General features: G+C 62.8%; 27 protein-coding genes. 22 read left to right on the forward strand and 5 right to left on the reverse strand.

From position 1 onward, the window contains the following. Positions 1-9: 9 nt before the first annotated feature. From CKO42_RS13730 to CKO42_RS13820, 19 genes are all read left to right on the forward strand, one after another. Entirely contained in the window at positions 10-1,614 is a 1,605-nt protein-coding gene (locus tag CKO42_RS13730) for a chemotaxis protein CheW (protein ID WP_200244920.1), read from the forward strand. Positions 1,615-1,624: 10 nt separating this feature from the next. Continuing rightward, positions 1,625-2,710, forward strand: coding sequence for a chemotaxis-specific protein-glutamate methyltransferase CheB (locus CKO42_RS13735; RefSeq protein WP_200244921.1), 1,086 nt, complete (start codon positions 1,625-1,627; stop codon positions 2,708-2,710). A gap of 26 nt (positions 2,711-2,736) precedes the next feature. Continuing rightward, positions 2,737-3,369, forward strand: coding sequence for a HEAT repeat domain-containing protein (locus tag CKO42_RS13740; protein ID WP_200244922.1), 633 nt, complete (start codon positions 2,737-2,739; stop codon positions 3,367-3,369). Then, complete coding sequence (locus tag CKO42_RS13745) at positions 3,369-4,214, forward strand: CheR family methyltransferase (protein ID WP_200244924.1); 846 nt, start codon at positions 3,369-3,371, stop codon at positions 4,212-4,214. Before CKO42_RS13740 ends, CKO42_RS13745 begins: the two co-directional genes overlap by 1 nt. Next, entirely contained in the window at positions 4,211-4,582 is a 372-nt protein-coding gene (locus CKO42_RS13750; RefSeq protein ID WP_200244926.1) for a response regulator, read from the forward strand. Before CKO42_RS13745 ends, CKO42_RS13750 begins: the two co-directional genes overlap by 4 nt. Further along, positions 4,582-7,542, forward strand: coding sequence for a chemotaxis protein CheA (locus CKO42_RS13755; protein ID WP_200244928.1), 2,961 nt, complete (start codon positions 4,582-4,584; stop codon positions 7,540-7,542). The genes CKO42_RS13750 and CKO42_RS13755 overlap by 1 nt, the downstream gene beginning before the upstream one ends. Next, positions 7,542-7,796 (forward strand): hypothetical protein, encoded by a 255-nt coding sequence (locus CKO42_RS13760; protein WP_200244929.1) that lies wholly within the window; start codon positions 7,542-7,544, stop codon positions 7,794-7,796. The genes CKO42_RS13755 and CKO42_RS13760 overlap by 1 nt, the downstream gene beginning before the upstream one ends. Further along, positions 7,789-8,163, forward strand: a complete 375-nt coding sequence (locus CKO42_RS13765) for a response regulator (RefSeq protein WP_200244932.1) — start codon at positions 7,789-7,791, stop codon at positions 8,161-8,163. The genes CKO42_RS13760 and CKO42_RS13765 overlap by 8 nt, the downstream gene beginning before the upstream one ends. Continuing rightward, entirely contained in the window at positions 8,156-9,496 is a 1,341-nt protein-coding gene (locus tag CKO42_RS13770) for a methyl-accepting chemotaxis protein (RefSeq protein ID WP_338034920.1), read from the forward strand. Before CKO42_RS13765 ends, CKO42_RS13770 begins: the two co-directional genes overlap by 8 nt. Before the next feature lie 98 nt (positions 9,497-9,594). After that, a complete protein-coding gene (locus CKO42_RS13775) occupies positions 9,595-10,512 on the forward strand; it encodes an STAS domain-containing protein (RefSeq protein ID WP_200244934.1) in 918 nt (305 codons plus the stop codon). Continuing rightward, positions 10,509-10,901, forward strand: a complete 393-nt coding sequence (locus tag CKO42_RS13780) for an STAS domain-containing protein (protein WP_200244935.1) — start codon at positions 10,509-10,511, stop codon at positions 10,899-10,901. Before CKO42_RS13775 ends, CKO42_RS13780 begins: the two co-directional genes overlap by 4 nt. After that, a complete protein-coding gene (locus tag CKO42_RS13785; protein WP_200244937.1) occupies positions 10,894-11,304 on the forward strand; it encodes an anti-sigma regulatory factor in 411 nt (136 codons plus the stop codon). Before CKO42_RS13780 ends, CKO42_RS13785 begins: the two co-directional genes overlap by 8 nt. Before the next feature lies 1 nt (position 11,305). Further along, on the forward strand, positions 11,306-11,830 hold the full coding sequence (locus tag CKO42_RS13790; protein WP_200244939.1) for an anti-sigma regulatory factor: 525 nt from the start codon (positions 11,306-11,308) through the stop codon (positions 11,828-11,830). Next, positions 11,823-12,593, forward strand: coding sequence for a SpoIIE family protein phosphatase (locus CKO42_RS13795; protein WP_200244941.1), 771 nt, complete (start codon positions 11,823-11,825; stop codon positions 12,591-12,593). Before CKO42_RS13790 ends, CKO42_RS13795 begins: the two co-directional genes overlap by 8 nt. Positions 12,594-12,655: 62 nt before the next feature. Beyond that, a complete protein-coding gene (locus CKO42_RS13800; protein WP_200244943.1) occupies positions 12,656-13,873 on the forward strand; it encodes a sensor histidine kinase in 1,218 nt (405 codons plus the stop codon). Between the two features lie 23 nt (positions 13,874-13,896). Next, on the forward strand, positions 13,897-14,268 hold the full coding sequence (locus tag CKO42_RS13805; protein WP_200244945.1) for a response regulator: 372 nt from the start codon (positions 13,897-13,899) through the stop codon (positions 14,266-14,268). Then, positions 14,265-15,080: a ParA family protein gene (locus tag CKO42_RS13810; protein ID WP_242479382.1), complete on the forward strand. Its 816-nt coding sequence runs from the start codon at positions 14,265-14,267 to the stop codon at positions 15,078-15,080. Before CKO42_RS13805 ends, CKO42_RS13810 begins: the two co-directional genes overlap by 4 nt. A gap of 43 nt (positions 15,081-15,123) precedes the next feature. Next, positions 15,124-15,426, forward strand: coding sequence for a nucleotidyltransferase domain-containing protein (locus CKO42_RS13815; RefSeq protein ID WP_200244946.1), 303 nt, complete (start codon positions 15,124-15,126; stop codon positions 15,424-15,426). After that, positions 15,423-15,716 (forward strand): hypothetical protein, encoded by a 294-nt coding sequence (locus CKO42_RS13820; protein WP_200244947.1) that lies wholly within the window; start codon positions 15,423-15,425, stop codon positions 15,714-15,716. Before CKO42_RS13815 ends, CKO42_RS13820 begins: the two co-directional genes overlap by 4 nt. Here CKO42_RS13820 and CKO42_RS13825 read toward each other — a convergent pair. Then, positions 15,653-16,024, reverse strand: coding sequence for a thiol-disulfide oxidoreductase DCC family protein (locus tag CKO42_RS13825; RefSeq protein WP_200244948.1), 372 nt, complete (start codon positions 16,022-16,024; stop codon positions 15,653-15,655). The two genes, CKO42_RS13820 and CKO42_RS13825, sit on opposite strands and share 64 nt — an antisense overlap. Positions 16,025-16,249: 225 nt before the next feature. Between CKO42_RS13825 and CKO42_RS13830 the strand changes: the two genes are divergently transcribed. The 3 genes from CKO42_RS13830 to CKO42_RS13840 all read left to right on the forward strand — a co-directional run bounded on the left by CKO42_RS13830 (position 16,250) and on the right by CKO42_RS13840 (position 18,009). Then, entirely contained in the window at positions 16,250-17,164 is a 915-nt protein-coding gene (locus CKO42_RS13830; protein ID WP_200244949.1) for a DUF6279 family lipoprotein, read from the forward strand. 213 nt (positions 17,165-17,377) lie between these two features. After that, entirely contained in the window at positions 17,378-17,626 is a 249-nt protein-coding gene (locus CKO42_RS13835; RefSeq protein WP_200244954.1) for a type II toxin-antitoxin system Phd/YefM family antitoxin, read from the forward strand. Then, positions 17,623-18,009: a type II toxin-antitoxin system VapC family toxin gene (locus CKO42_RS13840; RefSeq protein ID WP_200244955.1), complete on the forward strand. Its 387-nt coding sequence runs from the start codon at positions 17,623-17,625 to the stop codon at positions 18,007-18,009. The genes CKO42_RS13835 and CKO42_RS13840 overlap by 4 nt, the downstream gene beginning before the upstream one ends. A gap of 367 nt (positions 18,010-18,376) precedes the next feature. Here the strand turns inward: CKO42_RS13840 and CKO42_RS13845 are convergent, their stop codons facing one another. The 4 genes from CKO42_RS13845 to CKO42_RS13860 all read right to left on the reverse strand — a co-directional run bounded on the left by CKO42_RS13845 (position 18,377) and on the right by CKO42_RS13860 (position 20,669). After that, positions 18,377-18,859, reverse strand: a complete 483-nt coding sequence (locus CKO42_RS13845; protein ID WP_242479383.1) for a type II toxin-antitoxin system YhaV family toxin — start codon at positions 18,857-18,859, stop codon at positions 18,377-18,379. A 20-nt stretch (positions 18,860-18,879) separates the two neighbouring features. After that, on the reverse strand, positions 18,880-19,209 hold the full coding sequence (locus tag CKO42_RS13850) for a type II toxin-antitoxin system PrlF family antitoxin (protein ID WP_200244958.1): 330 nt from the start codon (positions 19,207-19,209) through the stop codon (positions 18,880-18,882). 116 nt (positions 19,210-19,325) lie between these two features. Beyond that, positions 19,326-19,604, reverse strand: a complete 279-nt coding sequence (locus CKO42_RS13855; RefSeq protein WP_200244959.1) for a TVP38/TMEM64 family protein — start codon at positions 19,602-19,604, stop codon at positions 19,326-19,328. A gap of 261 nt (positions 19,605-19,865) precedes the next feature. Continuing rightward, entirely contained in the window at positions 19,866-20,669 is an 804-nt protein-coding gene (locus CKO42_RS13860; RefSeq protein WP_200244960.1) for a phosphate-starvation-inducible PsiE family protein, read from the reverse strand. Positions 20,670-20,680: the final 11 nt, after the last annotated feature.

Raw genomic sequence — 20,680 nt, forward strand, 5'->3', positions numbered from 1 at the left:
GAGATCCTCATGACCAACGAAACGGTCGCTGCCTCCCCGCCCGCGGTGGGCAGTGAGACTCAGTCGTCGAGCCCGGACACCGAATCCGACGTTCGCCAATTCGTCATCTTCGTTTGTGGTAGCGAGGTGTTTGGGGTCGACATGGCCCCAGTCCAGGAAATTATTCGTGTGCCCGAGGTGGTGCGCGTGCCACTTGGGCCCGACACCCTGCTCGGCCTCGCCAACCTGCGCGGCAAGGTACTGCCGATCATCAGCCTGAGGCGCCTGTTCGGTTTCGACGAGCGCGATAATGATGACGCCTCGCGCGCCCTGGTCATCGACTTGGGGCAACCGCTGGGCTTCGTCGTCGACCGCGTCAGCAGCGTGGTCGCGGTGGAGCCGGATCAGATCGAGGACGTCTCTGGCCTGAGCACCACCGTCAACACCGAGATGCTCTCGGGCCTGCTGAAGAACGTCGGCGGCTTTGAGATGGTCATGGTGATGGACTTCCAGCGCCTGATCGGGCTCGAGCTGACCGAGATCGACCAGCTCGAGGTGGCCAGCGCGGCCAGTGCAGCGAGCCTGGGCCAAGAGTCTGGGTCCGCGACCGAGGATGACGATGCAACCCAGGATGAGCTGCAGCTGGTCAGCTTCCAGGTTGCCGAGCAGGAATACGCGATCCCGATCGAGCACACCCAAGAGATTGTTCAGCTGCCCGAGCATATCGTTAAGGTGCCGCGTGCCGAATCGCATGTACTGGGCCTGATGAACCTGCGCAATCGGCTGCTGCCCTTGGTCTCGCTACGCTGCCTGCTGGAACTGCCGCCACGCACCGCTGATGAGCATAGCCGCATCGTCGTGGTGCGCCTGGGCACCGTCACCGTCGGCCTGGTGATGGACAGCGTCAATGAGGTCCTGCGGGTGCCGACCTCGGCGGTCGAGCCGATGCCAACCCTGTTGGCCGCGAGCGGCAATCTGCAGGAGATCACCGAGATCTGTCGCCTCGGCGAGGGCGGCAAACGCCTGGTCTCAGTGATCTCGATTCGCAACCTGTTCCGCCACTCATCGATCCAAGAGGCCTTGGACAGCTTGAATACGATGCAAGAGTCCGATTCCACTGAGCGCAACGGCAAGGATGGGCAGCGCGATGACGAAGAACAGGTGGTGGTGTTCCGGCTCGACAAGGAGGAGTTCGGTGTGCCGATCGCCAGCGTGCAGGAGATCGTGCGCGTGCCTGATGAGCTCACTCATGTGCCCAAGGCACCGGCCTTCGTTGAAGGGGTGATCAATCTGCGCGGCTCGGTGCTGCCGGTGATCGATCAGCGCCGGCGCTTGGGTCTGCCCACGGTCGAGCGCAATGATCGGCAACGCATCATGGTCTTCCTGCTCGACGGCGTGCGGATTGGTTTCATCGTCGATGTCGTCGCCGAGGTGCTGAAGATCCCGCATGCCGCGATCGAGCCGGCGCCGCAGTTGTCCGCGGAGCAGGCACAATTGATCACCCGCGTGGCCAACATGCAGAAGCAAAAGCGCCTGATCCAGTTGCTCGACCCGACGCACCTGATCGCCCGCGAACAGCGCCAGGAGCTGGCCAGCTTAGCCGATCGGGCCGAGGCCGCACCGCCAACAGTATGAAGGCACGGCCGTGATCAAGCTGCTGATCGTCGATGACTCGGCGCTGATGCGCCGTCAGCTCAAGAACATCTTCCAGGCCGAGGGCGACTTCCAGATCGAAGCCGCCCGCAATGGCGAGGAAGCGGTCGAGCTGAACAGCCGCTTCGAGCCGGATGTCATCACGCTCGACATCAACATGCCGCAGATGGACGGACTCACGGCGCTGTCGCTGCTGATGGCCGAGCGTCCGGTGCCGGTGGTGATGGTCTCCTCGCTGACCGAGAAAGGCGCGCTCTCGACCTTTGAGGCGCTCAATCTCGGCGCCGTCGACTACATCCCCAAGCCCGACGGCACCATCTCGCTGTCGATCGCCGAGATCGAGCGCGAGATCATCGCCAAGGTGCGCGCCGCCGCCGGTGCGCACTTGAAGAAGTCGCGCGGGTTGGCGGCCCGCATCCGCGGCGATCTGAGCGTCTCCAAGGCGACTCAGCCGGCGCCCCCGAAACGGTCACCGCTGGCGATCGATCAGGCTGCGAGCCGCGATGGGCTCGTCATCATAGGCGTCTCGACCGGTGGCCCACGCACGCTTGAGGACATCCTACCGCGATTACCAGCCAACTTTCCCTGGCCGGTCTTGGTGGCCCAGCACATGCCGCCGAGCTTCACCCGCCCGTTCGCCGATCGTATGAATGGCCTGTGCGCGCTCGAGGTGTTCGAGTTGCAGCGGCCGCAGCTGCTGGAGGCCGGACAGATCTGCATCGGCCGGGGTGGCGCGGATATGGTCGTCGTGCGCCGGGCGAACCGGCTCATGGTCAGCTCGCGCCCGGAATCCGCCGAGCATCTTTGGCATCCGTCGGTGGAATTGCTCGGCGAATCGGTGCTCCAGCATTGCGATCCGCGGCGCGTCATTGGCGTGCTGCTCACCGGCATGGGCTACGATGGGGCCGAGTCCTTCGCCGAGCTCAACCGCCGTGGTGCCCGCACCATCGCCGAATCCAAGCAATCTGCCGTGGTCTTCGGCATGCCGGCAGAACTGATCAACCGCGGTGGTGCCACCAAGGTGCTCTCGATGGAGCACGTCGCCGAACAGATCATTCAGTGGGTCAACGCCGGCTAATCACAAGAGACCAGCCAACACAGACCATGGGACTCAAAAAAGGCAAACCGACGCCGGCGACCGATGTCCCCGGCGAGCGTCAACAGGCGCGCGATCTGGACGGACTCCTGCTCGCCTTGCAAGCGGAAGATCCACTGACGCGGCGCTGGGCGGCGCGCGACCTCGAAGCCTATCCGGAGGCCGCCGCCGCCCTGCTGACCCAACTCCGCAGCGAGCGCGAGAACAGCGTTCGCCAGGTGATCCTGACCGCACTGACCGGCATCGGCAACGAGACGGCGATCCGGGGCCTGATCGATTGTCTCTATCTCGAAGATGTGATGCTGCGCAATGCCGCGATCGAGGTGTTGAAGGAATTACCCGATCAGGTTGCACCTTTCATGGGCCAGCTGTTGAAGGACTCCGACCCGGATGTGCGCATCTTTGCCGTCGATGTGCTCGAATCTCTGCGGCATCCGCGCGTCGAGGAATGGTTGATCGAGGTCATCAGCGAGGACCCCCATGTGAACGTCTGCGCCACGGCGGTCGATCTACTCGGCGAGGTCGGCAGCGATCAGGCCAAGGTCGCACTGGCATCCCTGAAGCAGCGCTTCGCCGAGGAGCCTTACATTCAGTTTGCCGCTGATCTCGCCCTCAAGCGTATCGAGGCCGACGAAGCCTGATGCTGAATCACCCGAGGATCAGCGACGAAGATTTCCAGAAGTTCAGGGAATTCTTCTATCGCAAGACGGGCATGCTGTTTGAGGACGGCAAGCGTTACTTCGTCGACAAGCGCCTGCTCGAGCGCATGGCGGCAACCGACAACGAGACCTTTCGCGGTTATTTCACCCTGCTACGCTTCCAGGCCTCTGGGGCCGAATTACAGGCCCTGATCAACCTAATGACGGTCAACGAGACCTACTTCTTTCGCGAGGAGTATCAGTTTCAATGTCTGGTCGGTTCGATGCTCACCGAGATCGTCACGCGGCGCACCTCGAACAAGCCGATTCGGATCTGGTCGGTGCCCTCGTCCTCCGGCGAGGAGCCCTATGGCATCGCCATCTACCTGCTCGAGCACTGGCCGCTGCTGCGGCAATGGGATGTCGAGATCATCTCCTCGGATATCGACACCCAAATCCTGAAACAGGCCAAGCAAGGCCTCTATAGCGATCGCGCCCTGCAGCATGTGCCGGAGCCGCTGCTGAAGAAATACTTCCAGCGCGTTGGTACCCAGTACCAGGTACGGCAAACCTTGCGCGAAGCGGTGGAATTCACCCAGGTCAACGTCAGCGATAGCGCCGACATGCGTAGCCATCGGCACTTTGATGTGATCTTCTGTCGCAATCTGCTGATCTACTTCGATGACATCTCGCGCAAGAAGACGGCGGAGTCCTTCTTTGATGCCCTGAACCCCGGCGGCTTCATCTGCCTTGGGCATTCCGAGGCGATGAGCCGGATCTCGCCGCTGTTCGACATCCGGCGGTTTCCCGAAGCGATCGTCTATCAGAAACCCCTGGAGGCGCGATGAAACGCATTCTGGTCATTGATGACGCCGCCACAGTGCGCCTCTATCACCGTGAAATCCTCGAGAAAGCGGGGTTTGTGGTCGATGAGGCGATCAATGGGCTGGAAGCCCTGGAAAAGCTCGAACAGGCGCCCTTCGATCTGTACCTGGTTGATGTCAATATGCCGAAGCTCGATGGCTACGGCTTCTTGCGCGCACTGCGCCAGTTGGATGTACCTCAGGCCCCAGCGATCATGATCTCGACCGAATCCTCTGCCAGTGATCGCCACACCGCCCTGGTTGCCGGTGCCAATCTCTACATCCTCAAGCCGATCAAGCCTGAACAGCTGCTGGCCCATGTGCAAGGCCTGCTCGGGGAGTGGCAAGACTGATGACGCCATTACTGGAACAGTTCCTCAGTGAGTCGCGTGATGCCATCCAGTCCATTGGCGAAAAGCTCATGCAACTGGAGACCAGGCCCGATGACCAGGCGCTCATGGGCGAGCTGTTCCGGCTGGTGCATACGCTCAAGGGCAACAGCGGTCTATTCGATCTGCCGGAGATGATCCGGGTACTGCATGCGGCCGAGGACCTGATGGATACGGTCCGGGCCGGACGTGCGACCTACTCGCAGGCGCTCGCCGACCAGCTGCTCGAGGCGATGGACTTCGTCTTGGCCGTGCTCGATGAGATCCAGCAGGCCGATAGCGACAACCTGCCGGCTAATGCCGACCGCTCGGCTGCGGCCGTCGATCTGGCGCGCTCATTGCAGCAGCTCAAGCCCGATGATGACCCGCCAAAAGCCGCTGCTGCCAGCCAAGCCCCGTCGACGGGCGAGTCTGCTAATGCGTCGACCAGCGACTCGACCAGCCCGTCAGGAGCTGGGGCAGCAACCGATCGAGCCACTGCTTCGGCGGCAATCCCGTCGGCAAACTCGGATCTCAGCGCCGCGCTTGCCCGGGTGTCGGAAGCCCTGCGCATGCAGCTGTATCGGCAGACGCTCGCCGGCGAGACCTTCTTCTTGATCTGCTACGAGCCCGAGGAGGAGTGTTTCTTCAAGGGCGAGGACCCCTTCTTCCAGATCATCCAGGTCGACACACCGCTGTGGCGCGCATTGAGTGCGCGTGAGCCCTGGCCAGATCCTGAGACCCTGGATGCCTACCGCTGTCTGCTGCGCTTCGAGTGCATCACCGCGATGGATCGCGACAGCCTTGCCGAGCATTTTCGTTATGTGCCCGATCAGGTCCAGGTCCGACCGATCACCCTGGCAAGCTTGCCGATCCCGACCGGCGCTGCACACGACGGTGTGCCCGTCGCCGATTATCTGCAGACTGCCAGCGAGCAGCTCGCGCACGGCGACCTGCCGAGCCTGATCCAGAGCAGCCGTGTGCTGCTGGAGCTTGCGGCACCTGGCTTGCGCATCGCCTCAGCCATGCGCTGGCTACTGCTACTGCTGGAAACGCAGCCCGAGGATCAGGCGCTGCCTGAGGCCTTGTTGGCGCGCATCCGCCAGCTGGAGGACCCGATGGCGATGGCGGCACTGCCGTCGGATTCGACGGCAGGCGCTCCGCCAGTCCAAGCGGCAACCCAGGCTGAAGCGCAACCAGAAGCGCAACCAACAGCCGATCAGCAAGAGAGCCAGATCCCAGCAGAACAGCAAACCAGACGCTTGTCGATCGGCGAACCCCTGGCCGGCATCCTGCAAACCCAGGCCGAGATCCTGGCGTTGGAAGACCAGCCTGACTGGCTTCAGGGTCGCCTGCGCGCGGTCGCCGCTTGCCTGCGTGCGGCCTTCGGCAGCCTTGGCGATCAAGCCGCGTTGACGACCCTTGAGACGGCGTTGCAGCAGGCGCTGGAGCAGGACAGCCCGCGCCCCTTACGCAACTGGATTGAGGTACAGGGCGCGCCCTACCTGGCCGCCATCGCCGAGGCTCCGGCTGCTTTCGACGCTGCCGATGCCTCCGGCCTCTCCGCTGCTTCCGCGTCGCTCGCCGACGCCGCTGCGTTCGATACTTCAGCGACTCCCGCGTCCGCTGATGCCGCCGTGCGTGCGACCGGGGACAGCAGGGGCGCTGGCGCGGCCTCAAGCGCTCCTGTTGGCGCCCAGGCCAGCAACGCTGCAGGCGCTCAGGCTGCGCCGCGCAAGTTCGGCCGCCGGCTCGAGGACAACTACGCCACCCCCAGCGCGATCAAGGTCGACCAGACCAAGATCGACACCATGATGAACCTGATCGGCGAGATGATCGTCGCCAAGAATGCCCTGCCCTATCTCGCCGCCCGTGCCGAAAAGGTGTTTGGCGTGCGTGATCTGGCGCGCGAGATCAAGGGCCAGTACAGCACCATCCATCGCATCGCCGATGAGATGCAAGACGCAATCATGCAGATCCGTCTGCTCCCGGTGTCCTTCGTCTTCCAGCGCTTCCCCCGACTAGTCCGCGATACGGCGAAGAAGCTCGGCAAGGAGGTTCACCTGGTGATGGAGGGTGAATCGACTGAAGCCGATAAGAACGTCATCGAATCCCTGGCCGATCCGCTGGTGCACATCATCCGCAACAGCTTGGATCACGGCCTGGAGACCGCCGAGGAGCGCCGCGTCGCCGGTAAGCCGCCAGCCGGGCAGTTGAGCATCCGCGCGCGCTCGGAGTCGGACCGGGTAGTGATCGAGATTGCCGATGATGGTCGCGGCATCGATCCCGAGACCATGCGGCGCAAGGCCTACGAGAAAGGCATCATCGATGAGCAGACGCTGGAACGGCTCAGCGATCAGGAGGCTGTGAACCTGGTCTTCGCGGCGGGCTTCTCGACCGCCGCCAAGGTCTCCGACCTGTCCGGGCGCGGTGTCGGTATGGACGTGGTGCGCAATGCCGTGGCCCAGGTCAACGGCAGCATCGACCTCAAGAGCGAGCCCGGCAAGGGCACGCTCCTGCGCCTTTCGCTGCCGCTGTCGATGGCGGTAAGTAATGTGATGATCATCAAATCCGCCGGGCAGCGCTTCGGTGTCGCCATGGATGCCGTCGCCGAGACCGTACGCGTGCCCGATACCAGCATTCAGACGATCAAGCAGCAAAAAACGACCGTCTTGCGCGGACGGGTCATGCCGCTGATGGCGCTCAATGACCTCTTGGGCTTGGGTGAGCCGCAGGTCGCCAATGACGACCGCGAGTTGGCGGTGCTGGTGGTGCGGATCGAGAACGATTTTCTCGGCATCATCGTTGATGATTGCTTGGAGACGGTGGATATCATCCTCAAGCCCCTCGCCGGCTTTCTCGGCAACATCAAGGGTTATGCCGGCTCCGCCCTGTTGGGCGATGGCTCGGTGCTCTTGGTCATCAACCCCAGAGGTCTACTGTGATGGGCATGGATATCCATGGAAATACCGTGGTCATTAGCGATATCCTAGGCGTCGAGGAGGCCGAGCCCTTGCTGGAGTGGCTGCTCGAACATCGCGATGGGCAGCTCGACCTCAGCGCCTGTCACCATCTACACGCCGCCAATCTGCAGGTGCTGATGGCGCTGCGGCCAACCATCACATCCTGGCCGGATGACCCTGCACTCGCGGATTGGCTCAAAACCGCATTCGATGAAATGGAGTCCAACCATGCCTAAGACCATTCTCGTGGTCGATGATGCCGCCACCATGGTCATGAGCCTGAAGGCCAGCCTGGAGATTGCCGGCTTCAAGGTCGAGACCGCCAACGATGGCGTTCAGGCCGTCGACAAGCTCAAGAGCGGCGTCAAGCCCGACCTCATCATCACCGATATCAATATGCCGAACATGGGCGGCATCGAGTTCATCGGAAAGGCACGCGCCCTGCCCGGCATGCGCTTCGTGCCGATCCTGGCGCTGACCACCGAGAGCCAACAGGCCAAGCGCGACGAGGCCAAGAAGCTCGGCGCCACCGGCTGGCTGCTCAAGCCGACCAGCGGCGCCGATCTGGTCAAGGTCATCAAGCAGGTGCTGCCGGGTGCTTGAACGGCTGTTGCGCAGGCTGCGCGACGCCGCAGCCAGTCTCCAACTCCCCGAAGAGGCGACACGCGCGGAGCGCTTGCGCCGGTTGCAGCTCATCACTGCCGCGGCCATTGGGCTTGGCACCCTGCTACTCGCCCTGTTGGTCTCTATCGGCCATGGCTGGCTTCAGCACCTGGCACGGATGCTCCCGCTCAGTGAGCCCGCGGCCCTCGCGTTGGGCATTGCCGGGCTCTTGCTCGCCACCCATGCACTCGCCGCCCTGCTGTTGTTTCGCGCCAACGCCGCGATCCTCAACCGCGAGCATGGGATGCTCGACCACCAGCTCGAGAGCACTCAGCAAGCGCTCAGCGCCAGCGCCGGCATCGACCAGGCCTTGCAAGACCATCTCGCGTTATCGGTGCGCGACAGCGAATCCTCGACCCTGACCCTGATCACCCGGGTCGACCAGTTGAATACCTCCGCGCATAAGCTGCTCGACTACCTGCAGCACTCCGACAGCAATGCCAGTGACATGGCAACGGATATTAGCGAGGGGGTGGACGAGATGAACAAGATCGCCAGTTTCGTCGAGGAGTTGCCTGACAAGATTCGCCAAAATAACCAGGCGGTCGAAAACATCTTTTCGGAGATCCAGCATCTCGAGGGACTGGCGGGATCGATCAAGGCGATCAGTCGACAGACCAACATGCTGTCGATCAATGCCGCCATCGAGGCCGCGCGGGCCGGCGAGGCGGGGCGGGGTTTTGCCGTGGTCGCCGCCGAGGTGCGCTCGCTGGCCAACCGCTCTGCGGAGGCCGCAGACACCATCCAATCTGGCCTCGATCACGCCCTAAGCTCGGTGAAGAAGAGCCTCAACGAGAGCGATCTGGCCAATGCCAGTCATGAGCTAGAACAGGCCAACCAGGTGGCCGTGGCCTTCGAGCGGCTGCAGCACAGCTATGAGGACATGCGCCAGTTCTACAAGACGCTGTTCACCGTGGTGACGCGACACAATACCGAGCTCGCCGAGCAGATCGCCGACATCCTCGGGCTATTGCAGTATCAGGATGTCGAGAGTCAACGACTCAACCGCATCAAGGATGCGCTGATGGAACGCCAAGCGCTCTATCTGGCCTTCGCCCAGCTCGCGGCCTCTGATGGCGAGATTGACGATCGGCTAGATGATCGGCTAGACGATCGACCAGACGACGTCGCCGAGGAAAAACGGCCACAGTTGTCACAAGCCTTGCAGACGTTGCTGGAGCAATACCTGACGAAAGAGTCGATGCATAGCCATCCGGATCATGCCACCGAGGACAGCGAGACCGACACGGGCCCCCGCATTGAGCTGTTCTGATAGCGTATCTCATCGCGTATCTCATCGCCTCTCCCATCGCCTCTCTCATCGCGCACCAACCTTATTGCCGTTCAACCGCCGCCACAGGACCCTCTATCATGACGCTGTCTCTCTCCCAGGTCCTAAGCAGCCATCAGGATCAGCTGCTCAATCACTGGTTGCACGATCTCTCCCAAGCCGCTGCAGACTCGGGCTTAAACCCTGCGCATCCGGAGCTGATGGAGCCGCTCCGGGCGCTGTTCTGGGCCATCATCGCGCAACTCAACCAGGAGCCTGCCCAGCAACCTAACCAGACGCCATCTCAAGCATCAGCGCATGCGCCCGACCAGCCGGCACCGCTTGCGAGCGAACGCAGCGAACAGCAGGCAGCGCTGAAGACGGAGCTGCAACAACTGATCGCCAAGCAGGCGCGCCTGCAGCGCAACTTATCCGATACCCTTGGCTTCCTGCTGCATCTCAAGCATCTAGTGCTGAAGGCGCTGCTCGCCGCCGAGGCGCATGACCCAACGGATCGCAGCATCCTCTGGCTGGACCACTGCTTCGAGCAGATCGCGCGCCAGGCCTTCGACAGCGCCCTCGCCGAGCGCGATCGCTATATCTCCGAACAAAGCCTGTCGATCATGGAGCTGTCGACGCCGGTACTGCGGCTTTGGCATCAGATCCTGCTGCTGCCACTGGTCGGCGTCATCGATACCGGTCGCGCGCGCCAGGTCACCGATCATCTGCTCGAGGCGATCGCCAAGTACGAGGCGCGGGTCACCGTGATCGACCTCACCGGCGTGCCGATCATCGACACCAGCGTTGCCCAGCACATCATGAAGACCGTGGATGCTGCGCGTCTGCTCGGCAGCCGGGTGGTGCTCACCGGCATCAGCCCGGAGGGCGCGCAGACCCTGACCAAGCTCGGCATCCGCTTCGGCGATGTGATCTCGCGCGCCAGCCTACGTGCTGGGATCGCCGAGGCGCTGCTGATCACCGGTAAGCGCATCTCGGCGATGGACGGTGGCGCACGATGAAGATCCCAATCCTGCGCCTAGGCCGCCTCCTGCTGGTCTCGATCCAGGAAGATCTCACCGATAACGAGGCCATGCAGTTCCAATCGGATCTGGTCAACAAGGTCGCCGAGATCGAGGCGCTTGGCGTCGCCGTCGACATCACCGCGCTGGATGTGGTGGACTCCTACATGGCGCGCGTCATCAACGACACCGCCAGCATGGTGCGCCTGCTCGGCGCCGAGGTGGTGATCTGCGGGGTGCAGCCCTTCGTGGCCATGACCCTGATCGAGATGGGCCGCGACCTGATCGGCGCGGACTGCACCTTCAATCTCGATCAGGGGCTCGAACAGCTGAAAACACGCATCGCCAGTCGGGGTGACATTCGCTTCGCCGGTGACGAGGATGAATGAGCCAGCGTCCATCGAGCGTCTCCCCATCCGCACCCATAACGACATCGTCACCGCGCGCCATGCCGCACGCGAGCACAGTGCCCGACTTGGCTTCGGTCGCGCCTATCAGACTCGGCTCGCCACCGCGGTCTCCGAGCTCACCCGCAATGTCATCCAGTACGTCGGCGAGGGCAGCTGCCTGATCGAGGATCAGGTCGACGCGCAGGGCTGCAGCATCCGGGTCACCGTTGAGGATCACGGCCCCGGCATCCCCGACCTAGCGCTAGCGATGGCTGATGGCTTCAGCACCAGCGGCGGGCTCGGCGCCGGTCTCCCCGGTACCCGTCGGCTAGTCGACCAGTTTCAGATCAGCTCCGAGCCAGGGCTCACCCGTATTGTCATCAGCATCCACAAGGCGCCCTGAGATGACCGGCGCACCGGACTTGAACGGAGCCCTGAACGGTGACCTGAACGGTGACCTGAACAGGGACTTGAACGGGGCCTCCAGCCGTCTCTTCTCAATCCGCACCGAGGCCGATGTGATGGAGGTCGCGCGTGGTGCCCGCCAACTCGCCGAGCGTCTCGGCTTCAGCCAGGTACACGCCTACCATCTGGCGATCGCGACCTCAGAGCTGGCAACCAACTTGGCGGTGTACGCCGGCGGCGGCACCGTGCGTCTGTGTGTCCTCGACGACACCGAGCAAAGCGCCCGCATCGGCATCGAGCTCTCTGTCGAGGATCAAGGCCCTGGCATCCCCGACCTGGCGCTCGCGATGACCGAAGGCTATAGCACCGGCGCGCGTCTAGGCTGCGGCTTGCCCGGCGCCAGTCGGCTCATGGATGAGTTCAGCATCGACTCCTCGACGCAGCAGGGCACCCGGATTCGCGCGGTGAAATGGCGCCAGCCCGCGCCTGAACGGCGATCACCCCAGGGACCGCCTCATGAGTAGCCTTGCCGCCAATCTCGGCTTCGCCCTGCGGGCGATGCCTGGCGAATCCGTCTGCGGCGATCAGATCGGCGTCTGGCCACAGGGCGAGCACCGGCTCCAGCTCGCCTTGGCCGATGGCTTGGGACATGGCCAGGGCGCCCATCAAGCCGCCTGCAACGTCATGCGGCTGCTTGGCGACCTGCAACCTCTCGCGATCAGCGCCCGCTTCCAATACTGCGATGAGCACCTGCTGCACTCTCGCGGCGTGGCCTTGGCAATGGCCGATATCGATCTGCAAGCGCACTGCCTGACGCATGCTGCGGTCGGCAACATCCGCTCCCTGTTACTGCGCCAGGGCCAGGTCAGGCGACTCGGCGCGGCGCGCGGCATCGTCGGCGCCGGCTACCGCGATCTCTATCCCGAACAGCATGACTTTCAACCCGGTGATTGGCTGGTGATGTTCTCCGATGGGATCGGCGAGGACGCGCGGATCGCCGACGCCCTCAGCGCCGCCGAGCCCAGCCAGGTCGCTGGACGGACCACTGGGCATGTCGCTGGGCGGGCCAGCGCCAAGATCAACCGGAACGCCAGCGCCCAAATCGCCGGGCAGGACACCGACGAGATCGACCAGAAGGCCAGCGCCCAGGTCGCCGGGCAGATCGCCGGGCAGATCGCCGGGCAGGTCACTACTCAGGCCACCGCCCAGGCCATCGCCCAAGCCCTGCTCGAGCGCTGGGCCAGCGCGCAGGATGATGCCTCCCTGCTCCTCTATCAGCATGTCTGACGTCTTCGATCAAGCCCCCGGTGATGGCCGCCGTAAGGCCGCGTGCCGCCGCCTCGCCCCCGATGCCTGACACCACCGCTCAAGCCCCTGCTGTGCGAGACGCGACGGACAGCATCGCCGAGCGCTACGCACGCTTACTGCATCAGGCCGTGCTCGGCGATGATCCGCTGCTGGTCGAGACCGCCCTTGCCGAGGCCGCCGAACTCGGTCGTGAGATGATGCGCGCCGAGATCCCACTGGAAGAGGTCAGCGAGATCCATCACGATGCCCTGGTCGCCCTCGCCCAAGCGCATCCGCAGCTGCTCCTGGCGAAGGTCGCCAACCGGATCACGGCGCCGCTGATGGAGGCCTACATGGCCTACAGCCTGACCTTTCGCGAACAGCTCGAGCATCGCACCAACGCCATTCTCAACGCCCGCATCGATCAGCTGCGGCGCCTGGAATCGATCGGCACCCTGGCGGCCGGCGTGGCGCATGAATTCAATAACATCCTCGGCAGCATCATCGGCTTCAGCGAGCTCCTCACCGATGAGATCGAAGCGGACAAGCCCGGTAGCCAGTACCTCAAGCACATCCTGCAAGCGAGTTTTCGGGCGCGCGACCTCACCGCCCGCCTGCTGACCTTTGCCCGGGACATGCCGGAGGTGCGTGAACCGGTTGATGTGGTGTCGGTGGCCGCCGAGACGCTCGAGCTGCTGCGCGCGACCCTGCCGGTCAGCATCCGCCTGACGCTCGAGGCCTCGGTGCCACAGGCTTGGATCATGGCCGATGCGAGTCAGATCCAGCAGATCATCATGAATCTCTGCATCAATGCCGCTGATGCGATCCAGGTTCGCGATGGCCGCATCCGCATCGGCATCGAGCCCCGACTGCACGGCGCCGCGACCGAGCCGCGCAGCGATTCACCGCTCGAGCCCGCTCAGCCCCTGCTTCGCCTCAGCGTCAGCGACAACGGCGAAGGCATGACGGCGGAGACCAGAGCCCGCATCTTCGACCCCTTCTTCACCACCAAGGCGCCGGGCAAGGGCACCGGCCTCGGCCTCTCGGTCATCCATGGCCTGGTGACCAGCATGGGCGGTACCATCAGCCTGGAGAGCACGCCCGGCCTCGGCACCCGCTTCAGTATCGATCTGCCAGCCCTGAGCGGATCACTTCAGCCGGCGGCGCGAGAACCGGCGGCGCTTGATGAGAACGCGCCCGCAGTGCGCAATAAGAACGCGTCCGCAGCGCTCGATAAGAACGCATCTGCGGCACACGACGAGAACGCGCCACGGCGCTAGCACAGCGACGGAAACCCACCACCATGACGACGATCCTGATTGTTGATGATGACGAGCTCTTCCGCACCATGCTCGAGGCCATGCTGCGCAAGGAAGGCCATCAGGTGCTCAGCGCGGTCAATGGCAGCGAGGCCTTGGCTCTGCTGGAATCCCAGTCACCCGACCTGATCATGACCGACATCCTGATGCCCGATGGCGACGGCATCGAGCTGATCACCGCCCTCAATCAGCAGCAACGCGACATCCCGATCGTCGCCATGTCCGGTGGGCGGCGCACCATCAGCCTCGAATTTAACCTGGAATCGGCGGCGCTGATGGGCGTGAAGGCAACGCTGCCGAAGCCGTTCACGCGCGATAGCCTGCGCCAGGTGCTCGCCGACGCGCTGCAGGGATGACAGCCACCAAGACGGCCGGCAACGACATGCTGCTCAACACGCCTCCCAGCGTGCTGGCGGTGACCAACCGCAAGGGCGGCACCGGTAAGACCACCACGGCCGTCAACCTGGCCGCCGCCTTCGCTGCCGCCGGCAAACGCACCTTACTGATCGATCTGGACACCCAAGGCCATTGCGCCTTCGGGCTGGGTCTGCAGCCAACGCCGGGGCAGCTCAGCGCCCATCACCTGTTTGCCGACACGCCGCCGACGCTGACCGAGCTCTGCCGCAGCACAGCCTGGGATGGTCTGGACCTGGTTCCCGCCAGCACCGACTTTCGCCACGGCAACATCCGCGATGATGACCAAATCCTCGCCCGCGCCATCGCTGAGCCAACGATCACCGAGCGCTACGATCAGATCATTATCGATTCGCCACCCTCGCTCGACCACCTGCTGTTCAACGCACTCTCAGCCGCGCACTGGGCGATCATCCCGTTCGTCCCGCATCCCTTGGCCGGCGAAGGCGTCAAGCAGCTCTCACGGGTCTTCTTCCAAGTCGCCCTGCGCACCAACACCCAACTGCGCCTGCTCGGGGTGCTGCCGGTGATGCTCGATACACGGATCGGACAGCATCGGCTGATCCGCACCCAGGTCGCGGAGCAATTCGGCGAGCAGCGCGTCTTAGGTGGCATCCGCAACGACATCAAGCTCGCCGAGGCCTTCGCCGCCGGCCAGCCGGTGCGCGTCTACGCCCCGCGCAGCCGCGGCCAGCAGGATTATCAGCAGGCGTTTGAGACGATCGAGGCCTGTCTGCGGACAGCGGTTGGATAGTCCTGGATAGTCCGGCCCGAAGCCAACGCAGCAAAGGCAAGCCATGCGCCTGACGCCGATACAAATCGAAGCCATACTGCGCATCGTCTCCGAACATGCCGGCCAGTCGGCGCGCACCTATCTGTTTGGCTCGCGCCTCGATGACCGAGCGCGTGGCGGCGACCTCGACCTGCTCGTCGAAACCGCAACGCCCATGCCATTGCTCGAGCGTGCCCGCTTGCAGCTCGACCTGGAAACCCAACTCGGACTGCCGGTGGATCTGATCGTTGACGATCATGACAGGGCGGCCTCGCCATTTCAGCAACTCGCCCGCGCTCGCGCCCAGCCCTTGAGACTGCCGACATGACCATACCACCGCTTGTCGCCGAACAGCGCCACCTCGCCGGTCTGCTGGAAGCCATTCAGCGCTGCGTCTACTTCCTGCAAGCCTCGCGCGCCAAAGCCCCCTGGCCGCTCCAACCCGAAGAGCTTGCCGCGCGTTACAAAGAGATCGCGTTATTCGAGACGCTCGCCGCGATGAATGAGCGGTTCGCGAAATTGCAGGATACCCTCGGCGCCTATCGTGCGCTTGTTCAATCGAGCGTACAGGCACCCTCGGCGCAACGACGCCGAAAGCGGCGCTCAGCGAAACGCTGATAGCCCCATTCCAGCGGCTGTGTCAGTCGCAGCCTGTTCACCAATCCTGCCAGTAGATGCCAGCGCGGCAGCCGCTGCCAGATCGCGATGAAGGCCTCAACGCCGCTGAGCAAACGGCCATCAGACTCTTGGACATGCAGCCGACGCATCGCGCTTGGCAGATCCAGCCCCGCACCTGCCAAGGCATCGGCTTCTTGGGTGATATCGATCCACTGAATCCGACCGTCACGGTCGATCTTGCGATAATGGGCGATCTCACGGCTGCACAGCGGACAGCCGCCGTCAAAGAACGTTTTCAGCTCGGTCATGGTCAATCAGTAGAGGCTTGGCTTCGGATGTCCATTGAGATTGCGGTCCCTGCGTCGAGATCAACGTTCACCGTATCTAAACCGCGTCCAGTTTGGGATGTGCAATTTTGACCGCACCCACTGCGGAAAATTGACGTTTCTGTCTCTGGAAGCGGTTTAAGACCAGACCAGCTGAACAACCTGAGCTCTGCTGCCTCGTTACCCGTCTATCAGGATGTCCTGCCGATGCGCCCTATCCTCATCGCCATTCTGTTGAGCCTACTCACCGCCGGCTGCTCCAGCGTGCAGTTGGCCTACAACAGCGCTGACTTCTTCATCGAGCGCTATGCCGATGACTACCTGGGGCTCGATGGCGCCCAGATGCAGCACTGGTCGCCGGTGCTCGAGACAGCGCTTGAGCGTCACCGCGCCGAGGAGCTGCCCTATCTTGCGAGCTTCTTCGCCCAAGCGGCACAGGATGCTCACCAGGGCTTCACCAGAGCCAAGATCGACTGCCTGTTCGATCAGTTCGAGACGATCTATCAGCGCCATTTCCGCCTCGCTTCCGCGACTGCGGCGCCGCTTCTCGCGGGCCTGTCGGCGCAGCAGATTGATCGCCTAGCGGAGACCTTTGCCGAGGAAGACAAGGATGATGCCGCCAAAGCTGGCGCCGAGGAGGCCGCGCGTCGCGCACGGAAGCGAGCCGAGCGTTACGTCGATCAGATGCGCTGGTGGTTCGGCGATCTCAGCTCAGCACAACGCGGGCTGGTGACCGATGTGACACGCCGCATCCCAGACACCGCGCCCGCTTGGTACGCCTACCGCGCGGCCAAGCGCAATGCGCTGATCGAGCTGCTCAGGGGTGGGGCCTCGCAGGCGAGCATCGAGCAATTCATGATCGATTGGCTGGTCGACTACCGCGACCTGCCGAGCACCTTGGCCACGGCACAGCCGGCGCTCCGCAATGCGTTCGCAGATCTGCTGCTGCGCCTGCAGCCAACCCTGAGCGACGCGCAACGCGAGCGCTTCATCGGCCGACTCGAGGGACTCGAGCGCGATTTCATGCGCTTACAAAAAACGCCCAGGCTAGCGCCGCTGCACTGCGGTAGCGGCTACAACGCCACCGAAGCGCATGCGCTTGAACCGCGACCATCGGCATGATCAAGTCGCCATTAACAAGTCGCCGCAGAAGCAATCGACATCTGTCTGCGGGCGCGCTTTTGCATTCAAACAGCCATGTCCGCGTTGACGAAAAATGGCCTACGGCGATGTGATTAGCTAGACTAGACCAATATCGAGACTAGACCCGTCCCAACGCATTCTCCAACAACAGCTTAAGCGGAGGACGCGAGCGAGGTTCCTCGCGTACAACTGATGCAAGCCGTCAACATGCTGCAAGCCAAATCTTCTCTGTCCCGCTTAGTGGAAGCCATTGAGCAAGGGCGGGAGCGCGAGATTATCATCGCCCGTAATGGCCACCCTGCGGCCAAGTTGGTACCGGTGGAGACGGTGCCGATCAGCCAACGTCTCGGCGTCGCCAAGGGTAAATTCGAGGTGCCTGAGAGCATTGACACCCATAACGCGGAGGTGGCACGGCTGTTCCTGGGTGGAGACCAGGTTTGAACCTGCTGCTCGACACGCACGTCGCCCTGTGGGCGATTACCGATAGTCCCAAATTGCCGCCAAAAGCTCGGGCGTTGATTCAGTCGCCCACCTCCGTTGTTTGGGTGAGTGTCGCTAGTGTGTGGGAAATTGCGATCAAGTACGCGCTTGGCCGGGGCGACATGCCTGTATCGAGTCAAGAGGCCATCGACTACTTCCGCGCGTCCGGTTATCGCTTTCTAGCAATCGAGGCAGAACATGCGGCGGCGGTCGAGGCACTGCCCGCACACCATCAAGACCCGTTCGACCGTCTGCTCGTCGCTCAGGCGCTGGTTGAGCCGATGCGGCTGATGACTCGCGACCCATCGGTGTCTTGCTACAGCGACACCATCATCAAAATCTAGAATCGGGCTGAACGACTCGATCACTCGCGCGTCATGAATCTATCACTCGCGCGTCCGCGGGGCGGCAGTCTCACCCGCCCGCGGCAGGCGCCTGAGCAGCAGCACCGCGAGCGAGATCACCACTAGGATGAGCAGGCCGATAATCGCTTCGGCTAGTTGACATCCTGCTCCCCGCCCTGAGGGGCAAGGCTTGTCGCACGCTTGGTCAATCGAGCGTGCAGGCACCATCGGCGCAGCGGCTTCGAAAGCGGCGCTCAGCAAAACGCTGATAGCCCCATACAAGCGACCGCGTCAGTCGCAGCCTGGTCACCAATGCTGCGAGGGGCTGAGGGCAGGAGGCCAAAGACGGAGAACGCGGACAGTACACCTAAGGCGAGATACTATCGGTGAGTCGCTGCAAACGCTGCCCCTCGGCGCGAGCTTCGGCAACCAACTGGTTCCAGTCGTCTGGCGGATGGCCGCTTTCCAGCATCTTGCGGAACACACGATAGGCGTCATTGCTGCTCTTGTAAGCGCGTTTCGTCTTCTCGTCATTGACCCACGCGAAGACGATCACCTTGGCTTGAGCGTGGTAACGAAAAAAGAGCCGATACTGCTGGAAGAATTTGGCCCGGAACCAATGCTTGTGCTCGTCGCCAAGCGTGCCACCTTGGCGGTACTCCGGCCCAGTTGGATCTTTCGGTATCACATCGAAGGCCAGCTTGGTGATGGCGGCCAGTCGCTTGCTGGCATTTTTCTTGTTGTATCCGGCCGGGTCTTTCTGTTTGAGCGCCTCGACTTGCTGCGCCAAGGCTTCAATTTGTGCCAAAAACAGCGGATGCGCAAAGACCGTCCAGCCGTGGATGACCAAGATCGAGGGCTGGCCCGGACTCATTCATCATCGGCCGACAGGGCCGCATCGAGTTCGATGTCGACATCGCCGGCCAGCGCCTGGAGTCGTTCGACGAGCCCGGGATCAACAGCCTGCAGGCGTTCAGGATGGCGGGCGATATCGCGCGTTAGGAAACCGAGGAACGCTCCGAGCACTGGATCATCGCCCTCAGGGATCTCGGCGCGGGTCAGAACCACCTCGCCGCTGGGGCGTATGCTGTAGCGGATCTTGTCGCGCTTGCCGAGCCGCAGAGCACGACGCACCGTTTCCGGCACCGTGGTCTGGTAACGGGCGGTCAGCGTGGATTCGGCTTCAAGGCTGGCGGGCATGGCGCACTCCGGTCAACGCGGTTGATGCGCTGCAGGGTAATGCAGACGCATTGTCATTTCAATGCTGGACCGCTCCTTATGGCGGGCAGTATTCGGTTACGGATCAGTCTAGACTGCTAGAACTCGCGTGTCCGCGGGGCGGCAGTCTCACCCGCCCGCAGCAGGCGCCGGAGCAATAGCACCGCAAGCGAGATCACCACTAGGATGAGCAGGCCGATGATCGCTTCGACCAGATTGTGCTCAAGCATGGATTCCCCGAGCAGCACGAAGCCCGCGCCATAAGCACCTGTGAGCAGCATCGAGACCCAAAAATGCAGCTTCAGTGGGATGCCGGAAAAGCCGAGCAGGTAGTTCTTGATGAACAGCGGCACACCGGGCGTGATTCGCAGCAGCATCGTGAACTGCACATGGCCATCAACAGGAAGAATGAGAGCGGATCGGCCCCGCGTTTCCAGTCGAGGATCAACTCATAGTTCCAGAACAGCCAAAGCGCGAGCAAGAGCGCGACCACCAACCTGCCGGTCAGCAACACGACGCCGAGCAGGGCGCGATCGAGGCGCCAGGGCAGGCTGGACGGGCAGCCCAGTTTCATCTCGCCGCCCGAGGGCGAGTGATTCGATGGCCACAACCCAGGCTGGCCGTTGATGACGACATCGCTAGTTGGACTTACGTCGATAAACGGATTTATCGAGCCGTTTCATCAGGTAGTAGCCGCCAAGCAGGGTCGCGAGTAGCGCCGCCATACCGATCATGTACATAGCGGGGTCGCCCTTGCCTTCGAGATCGAGCACGACGACCTTGCGCGCTAGCGCAGTGATGGCAATCAATAGCATCATTTCGACATGGACGGACTTATCGACCATGTACATGTAGATACTGGCCATCAGCTCGACGGCGATCAGCACGATCAGGAACATGCCAAAGACCTCGAACAGTTCGTCGAGGCCAAGCAGAAAGCCGTCGTTTTTGACGATCATCACGTCTTTGTAGAGGATCACGCAGAGCTCGACCAGTGCGAGCACCGAGACGCCGGCAATCAGAAGCAGCAGCACAAAGGCGAGGCTACGCTCGAAGTGGTGGAAGGCTGCGTGCATGAAGGGGTGTTTCGGCTTCGGCTTAGCGGCGCCAAAGAGATCCAGCGGCGGCAGCTCGGCAGCCGGGCGACTGCTGCCCTGCTCGCCCGATGACCGTTCGGCGTCTGCACCCGAGCCTACGCTAGTACCACCACCCGCTGGAATGATGCGCACCAGCGCCCCTGCTTGGGCAAAGGCGGCGTGGAGCCGAGACGCCAGCGCGCTATCGATACCCCGTTTGACGGTCACCGGCGTGCCACTGAAGAGCTGGGCGACGGCCTCGTCAGAAAGCTTGAACAGATCCTTGATCTTTGCCCGGGCTTGGCCAGGTTTGGTTCCAGGCGTTAGCTCACCTGCAAATTCGAGGTCAAAGCGCGTGCTACTCATGATGAATGCTC

The organism is Lamprobacter modestohalophilus (assembly GCF_016583905.1).
GTDB lineage: Bacteria > Pseudomonadota > Gammaproteobacteria > Chromatiales > Chromatiaceae > Lamprobacter > Lamprobacter modestohalophilus.

Bases quoted from the DNA above. Each gene is read 5' to 3' on its own strand.
- CKO42_RS13730 (WP_200244920.1), top strand. From the start codon at position 10: ATGACCAACGAAACGGTCGCTGCCTCCCCGCCCGCGGTGGGCAGTGAG.
- CKO42_RS13740 (WP_200244922.1), top strand. From the start codon at position 2,737: ATGGGACTCAAAAAAGGCAAACCGACGCCGGCGACCGATGTCCCCGGC.
- CKO42_RS13745 (WP_200244924.1), top strand. From the start codon at position 3,369: ATGCTGAATCACCCGAGGATCAGCGACGAAGATTTCCAGAAGTTCAGG.
- CKO42_RS13750 (WP_200244926.1), top strand. From the start codon at position 4,211: ATGAAACGCATTCTGGTCATTGATGACGCCGCCACAGTGCGCCTCTAT.
- CKO42_RS13755 (WP_200244928.1), top strand. From the start codon at position 4,582: ATGACGCCATTACTGGAACAGTTCCTCAGTGAGTCGCGTGATGCCATC.
- CKO42_RS13760 (WP_200244929.1), top strand. From the start codon at position 7,542: ATGGGCATGGATATCCATGGAAATACCGTGGTCATTAGCGATATCCTA.
- CKO42_RS13765 (WP_200244932.1), top strand. From the start codon at position 7,789: ATGCCTAAGACCATTCTCGTGGTCGATGATGCCGCCACCATGGTCATG.
- CKO42_RS13775 (WP_200244934.1), top strand. From the start codon at position 9,595: ATGACGCTGTCTCTCTCCCAGGTCCTAAGCAGCCATCAGGATCAGCTG.
- CKO42_RS13780 (WP_200244935.1), top strand. From the start codon at position 10,509: ATGAAGATCCCAATCCTGCGCCTAGGCCGCCTCCTGCTGGTCTCGATC.
- CKO42_RS13785 (WP_200244937.1), top strand. From the start codon at position 10,894: ATGAATGAGCCAGCGTCCATCGAGCGTCTCCCCATCCGCACCCATAAC.
- CKO42_RS13790 (WP_200244939.1), top strand. From the start codon at position 11,306: ATGACCGGCGCACCGGACTTGAACGGAGCCCTGAACGGTGACCTGAAC.
- CKO42_RS13795 (WP_200244941.1), top strand. From the start codon at position 11,823: ATGAGTAGCCTTGCCGCCAATCTCGGCTTCGCCCTGCGGGCGATGCCT.
- CKO42_RS13800 (WP_200244943.1), top strand. From the start codon at position 12,656: ATGCCTGACACCACCGCTCAAGCCCCTGCTGTGCGAGACGCGACGGAC.
- CKO42_RS13805 (WP_200244945.1), top strand. From the start codon at position 13,897: ATGACGACGATCCTGATTGTTGATGATGACGAGCTCTTCCGCACCATG.
- CKO42_RS13810 (WP_242479382.1), top strand. From the start codon at position 14,265: ATGACAGCCACCAAGACGGCCGGCAACGACATGCTGCTCAACACGCCT.
- CKO42_RS13815 (WP_200244946.1), top strand. From the start codon at position 15,124: ATGCGCCTGACGCCGATACAAATCGAAGCCATACTGCGCATCGTCTCC.
- CKO42_RS13820 (WP_200244947.1), top strand. From the start codon at position 15,423: ATGACCATACCACCGCTTGTCGCCGAACAGCGCCACCTCGCCGGTCTG.
- CKO42_RS13825 (WP_200244948.1), bottom strand. From the start codon at position 16,024: ATGACCGAGCTGAAAACGTTCTTTGACGGCGGCTGTCCGCTGTGCAGC.
- CKO42_RS13830 (WP_200244949.1), top strand. From the start codon at position 16,250: ATGCGCCCTATCCTCATCGCCATTCTGTTGAGCCTACTCACCGCCGGC.
- CKO42_RS13835 (WP_200244954.1), top strand. From the start codon at position 17,378: ATGCAAGCCGTCAACATGCTGCAAGCCAAATCTTCTCTGTCCCGCTTA.
- CKO42_RS13850 (WP_200244958.1), bottom strand. From the start codon at position 19,209: ATGCCCGCCAGCCTTGAAGCCGAATCCACGCTGACCGCCCGTTACCAG.
- CKO42_RS13855 (WP_200244959.1), bottom strand. From the start codon at position 19,604: ATGCTGCTGCGAATCACGCCCGGTGTGCCGCTGTTCATCAAGAACTAC.
- CKO42_RS13860 (WP_200244960.1), bottom strand. From the start codon at position 20,669: ATGAGTAGCACGCGCTTTGACCTCGAATTTGCAGGTGAGCTAACGCCT.